This window comes from Pseudoalteromonas sp. SR45-5, from assembly GCF_014163565.1.
In the GTDB taxonomy this organism is placed as follows: domain Bacteria; phylum Pseudomonadota; class Gammaproteobacteria; order Enterobacterales; family Alteromonadaceae; genus Pseudoalteromonas; species Pseudoalteromonas distincta.
The window spans coordinates 1-3,866 of record NZ_JACJDN010000392.1 but is presented as its reverse complement, the minus strand read 5'-3'; the positions used below and the strand labels follow the sequence as shown (position 1 = coordinate 3,866).

The 3,866-nt window shown below is 40.5% G+C and carries 4 protein-coding genes; 3 read left to right on the top strand and 1 reads right to left on the bottom strand.

Annotated elements, in window-relative coordinates; translation table 11 throughout:
• The first annotated feature begins 422 nt into the window (after positions 1-422).
• Entirely contained in the window at positions 423-854 is a 432-nt protein-coding gene (locus H5072_RS13885; protein WP_182693855.1) for a VOC family protein, read from the top strand.
• 22 nt (positions 855-876) lie between these two features.
• Here H5072_RS13885 and H5072_RS13880 read toward each other — a convergent pair whose 3' ends face one another.
• The gene (locus H5072_RS13880) at positions 877-2,352 is read right to left on the bottom strand and encodes an NAD(P)H-hydrate dehydratase (RefSeq protein WP_182693854.1); all 1,476 of its coding nucleotides are present in this window, start codon (positions 2,350-2,352) and stop codon (positions 877-879) included.
• 239 nt (positions 2,353-2,591) lie between these two features.
• On the opposite strand from H5072_RS13880, the gene gmk reads away from it, so the two are divergent.
• Together gmk and rpoZ are read left to right on the top strand one after the other, a co-directional pair.
• Positions 2,592-3,212 carry a guanylate kinase gene (gene gmk, locus H5072_RS13875; protein WP_182693853.1) on the top strand — a complete coding sequence of 207 codons (621 nt, stop codon included), beginning with the start codon at positions 2,592-2,594 and terminating at the stop codon, positions 3,210-3,212.
• A gap of 124 nt (positions 3,213-3,336) precedes the next feature.
• The gene (gene rpoZ, locus H5072_RS13870; protein WP_002958829.1) at positions 3,337-3,612 is read left to right on the top strand and encodes a DNA-directed RNA polymerase subunit omega; all 276 of its coding nucleotides are present in this window, start codon (positions 3,337-3,339) and stop codon (positions 3,610-3,612) included.
• Positions 3,613-3,866: the final 254 nt, after the last annotated feature.

The window sequence follows — 3,866 nt, the reverse complement described above, 5'->3', positions numbered from 1 at the left end:
TTAATTTATACCCATACCTAAGTTACGTATAACTAAGATTTATATTAAATGGATTTATTAAGTAATAACACAATATTCATCTTCTTTGTTTTTGTTGCCCTTGTGACTGGGTTATTTTCATTCGTAGTTTGGGCTATGCTCAAAATGGTCACGTGGGGTAAAAGTATGCCTAAGGGGCTTACGTATTTTTAGCATTCTTTCCGCTTATTTCTATTATACCTATCCCACCGCCTACATACGAAAATGTACAAAAAGCAAAATAAGAACAAAGAAAACGCAAAGAAGACTCAGGTGATCCACCCGATGATGAAGACGAACTAGTAAGTTAATTCATATTACATACTGCGGGCATATACCCTGCGTAATCGTTTACTAAATATGATAAAAAGCACATTTATTTAATAGTACGGAGTGAGCTAAACATGACTAACGTTCAACAGCATATCGGCAGCATTGCATTAGTTGTTAAGGACTACGACGATGCCATTGAGTTTTATACTCAAAAGCTAAATTTTGAATTAGTTGAGGATACTAACTTAGGTGAGGGTAAACGCTGGGTGTTAATTTCACCTCCAAATTCAAATGGGGCTAATTCAAACGAAACTAATTCGTGCAGGACTAATCTACTGCTTGCTAAAGCCACAACACCCGAACAGATGAGTGCTATTGGTAATCAAACGGGTGGTCGCGTGTTTTTATTTTTGCATACTAATGATTTCTGGCGAGATTATAATTTAATGCTTTCTAAAGGCGTTACATTTAACGAAGAACCTAGAGTAGAACCCTATGGCACCGTAGTGGTTTTTGAAGACTTATATGGTACAAAATGGGATTTACTACAGCTTAATAATTAGTTATTTAAAGTGACGCTTAAACTCACGTCACTTTATTAACTAACTCTCTTACAATTGGGAATAAATCACTGGGTAGCATTCCCCTTTGCCCGTCTCGCTCACTTGCGATATCACCGGCTTTAGCGTGCAGTGTTACACCATAACGTGCTGCTTCATCAATAGTTAAACCTTGAGCAAGTACTGCCCCAATAATACCAGTGAGTACATCGCCACTACCGCCAACTGCAAGTGCTGGGTTGCCATCTTCACACACCCACAGGTGCTGGGCATTATCTATTAATGTTCCAGCGCCTTTTAATACACAAGTCGCGTTATAGCGCTTGGCGCAAAGGCGGGCATAATTAAAACGGTCTGATTCTATGTCGCTAGTACTAACACTTAGCAGTCGCGAAGCTTCGCCTGGATGTGGCGTAAGTACGCATTGCTCTAACATATACGATGAAGCTTGCTTAGCCAGTAAATTAAGGGCGTCTGCATCTATAACCAATGGCATTTTATTGTTTTGGCAATATTGCATTACTTCATCGAATGTTTGTTGTGCCCACTCGTCTTGCCCAAGCCCTGGGCCAATAACAACGCAGCTTGCCCACTCTAGCGCTTGATGTAAGTTATTACTGCTTACCATAAGCTCTGGTCTGCCAATACTAATAGGCGTTATTGAGCTTTCGTGTGTATACACCCTTACCATGCCAGCACCCGTTCTAAGAGCTGCTTCACTACTTAACCTAATTGCACCTGCAGTACCTTGATTGCCACCAACACATAAAAGCTTGCCATGGCTGCCTTTGTGACTATTGATTGCCCGCGTGGCAATTCCTTTAAAGCTATTAATATTTATCAAGGTTCCTGATGATTGAGCTATACTAGTAAACGCATCGCCAATTGCTAAATCATCAAAAACTAACTTACCGCTATATTGTTTACCTGCCGTCGTTGTGAGCCCTTGCTTTATACCTACAAAAGTAACGGTTGAAGTAGCTTGTACTGCGCACCCTAAAGGCTGTCCTGTATTTGCTTCAATGCCTGATGGAATATCAATGCTTATTACGGGCTTACCACTGTTATTTACAGCGTTAATTATATTCGCAAAATTATCGCGCACGGCGCTATTAAGCCCAGTACCAAGGAGCGCATCAATAACGATATCGCACTCATTAAGAGCATCTTTTGTAAAATGAGAAACCACCCCACCCGCTTCTATCCATAGCTGCTGCGCTTTTGCAGCATCACCTTTTAATGTTTTTTTGGGTTCAGCAGCGCATATTGTTACCTTTTTACCTGATTGCATAATAAGCCTAGCTACAACGTAACCGTCTCCAGCGTTGTTACCATGGCCAACAATGACTAATGTATGCTGCGCATCAAATAACTGCCATTGCTTATATACAGCCTCTCCTGCACGCTGCATTAGTGTAAATAAATCACAATGACTGTTTTTAGCCGCTAAAGCTTCATTGTCTCTTACTTGTTGTGCGGTAAATAAGGTTTTATTAAGCATAAAGGCTCCTTTACTAGGTGATACTTCACCTTATCAAATACTTATATCTAGCGGCTAGTTCTGTTGATAAATTTAAACTGCAATTTTATTTAAAGTCTAACACTCCCGCTTCAACTTGGGCATAGCTCACTTGAGCACGCCTAACTTGAGCAAGGTGAGCTAATTAAAGTATAATGCAGTTAATTAAAGGCTTGGTTTACTTGTAATCCAAGCCTGTTTATTTTTAGGTAGAGAAAGGCATGGCACAAACTCGCGGTAACTTATTTATTTTATCAGCCCCTTCAGGTGCTGGTAAATCAAGCTTAATCAATGCGTTATTAAAAAAACACGCTGACATGAAAGTATCTGTATCACATACAACTCGCGCCCCTCGCCCAGGTGAAGAAAATGGCGTGCATTATCACTTTGTATCTACAGACGAATTTAAAGCGCTTATTGCCAAAGATGACTTTTTTGAATGGGCTCAAGTATTCGATAATTACTACGGCACATCAAAGCAGGCTATTGAGTCGCAACTTGATGCGGGTATTGATGTGTTTTTAGATATTGATTGGCAAGGCGCGCAACAAGTGCGCGAAATAATGCCAAGCGTGAAAACTATTTTTATACTACCTCCTTCAAAAGAAGAGTTAGAGCAACGCTTAAATAATCGTGGCCAAGATTCGGCTGAGGTTATTGCCTCTCGTATGGCAAAAGCACAATCTGAAACATCACATTATAACGAATACGACTATGTAATTGTTAATGATGACTTTGAGAGCGCGCTTGGCGACATAGAAATGATTGTAATGGCTCAGCGCTTAACCCTAAAAGCGCAAGAAGAACGCCATCAAGTTTTACTAAATAGCCTGCTTAAATAATTTAAGTCTATTTAAATCAGGCTTAGACAAGTAAAACTGATAAAAATTGAACACTGGCTATTGGCGAAAGTGGCTGCTTGCAGTAAACTACGTCTTTGATTTAAATTATTTTTGGAGTGCTGTGATGGCCCGCGTAACAGTTGAAGATGCAGTAGATGCAGTTGGTAATCGTTTTGACTTAATTTTAGTTGCGGCTCGTCGTGCCCGCCAAATTGCTGTTGGTGGTAAAACTCCACTAGTAGACCCTGAAAACGATAAGCCAACGGTAGTTGCTTTACGTGAAATTGAATTAGGTTTAGTTGATAGCTCTTCAATGGACTTAATTGACCGTGAAGAACAACAACACCAAGAAGCAGCTGAATTAGCTGCTGTTGCCGCTATTGTTGGTGGCAACCAATAATCGACCTCCCGGTCTGATTTAGCCAACGGCGCAGTATTTCTACTATAGCCGTTGGCAATCCTCTCTTTTCATCGTATATTCGTAGCTTACCTAATTTACTTCACTAGGGCTGTTTATCTTTCGAGGTTAAATTTGCAGTAGTATGTTTGGTATTTAGGCAAGGCAGAGCCTATGTAGTGTGGTTATTCCCCATAAATAGGCGATAACGCAGCATAAATGCAAAACATGCGCTGCCTAAAGGGTTCTGCCTAGGG